A 1,043-nucleotide genomic window follows, 5' to 3' on the forward strand; every position below is an offset into this window, starting at 1 on the left:
CGCGGCATCACGATCTCGACCGCGCACGTGGAATACGAGACCGAAGCACGTCACTACGCACACGTCGACTGCCCCGGCCACGCCGACTATGTGAAGAACATGATCACCGGCGCGGCGCAGATGGACGGCGCGATCCTGGTTGTGAACGCAGCTGACGGCCCCATGCCGCAGACCCGCGAGCACATCCTGCTCGGCCGTCAGGTGGGCATCCCCGCCATGGTCGTGTTCCTCAACAAGGTCGACCAGGTGGACGACGAGGAACTGCTCGAGCTGGTGGAAATGGAAGTCCGCGAGCTGCTCTCCGAGTACGACTTCCCGGGCGACGACATTCCGATCATCGCAGGCTCCGCGCTCGCGGCGATGGAAGGCCGTGATCCGGAAATCGGCGAGAACAAGATCAAGGAGCTGATGGCTGCTGTCGACGAGTACATCCCGCAGCCGCCGCGCGCCACCGACCAGCCGTTCCTGATGCCGATCGAAGACGTGTTCTCGATCTCGGGCCGCGGCACCGTGGTCACCGGCCGCGTGGAGCGTGGTGTGGTCAACGTTGGCGACGAACTGGAAATCGTCGGCATCAAGGACACCACCAAGACCACCTGCACCGGTGTGGAAATGTTCCGCAAGCTGCTGGACCGCGGTGAGGCAGGCGACAACATCGGCGCCCTGCTGCGCGGCATCGACCGTGAAGCGGTTGAGCGTGGCCAGGTTCTGTGCAAGCCGAAGTCGGTGAACCCGCACACCAAGTTCGAGTGCGAGGTCTACATCCTGACCAAGGAAGAAGGCGGCCGTCACACTCCGTTCTTCAAGAACTACCGTCCGCAGTTCTACTTCCGCACCACCGACGTGACCGGCACCGTGACCCTCCCCGAGGGCACCGAGATGGTCATGCCGGGCGACAACCTGAAGTTCACCGTCGAGCTGATCGCCCCGATCGCGATGGAAGACGGCCTGCGCTTCGCCATCCGTGAAGGTGGCCGGACCGTTGGTTCGGGTGTCGTGTCGAAGATCATCGAGTAATCGAGGATCCCGAGACGCGCCAAACG

Annotated in this window: 1 protein-coding gene; it reads left to right on the forward strand. The window is 63.5% G+C overall.

The genetic code is table 11. The features are described 5' to 3' along the window. On the forward strand, positions 1-1,017 hold a 1,017-nt coding region (gene tuf / locus IEX41_RS21340; RefSeq protein WP_188792228.1), incomplete at its 5' end, for an elongation factor Tu. Between the last annotated feature and the right edge of the window lie 26 nt (positions 1,018-1,043).

Source organism: Salipiger pallidus (genome assembly GCF_014643635.1).
In the GTDB taxonomy this organism is placed as follows: domain Bacteria; phylum Pseudomonadota; class Alphaproteobacteria; order Rhodobacterales; family Rhodobacteraceae; genus Salipiger; species Salipiger pallidus.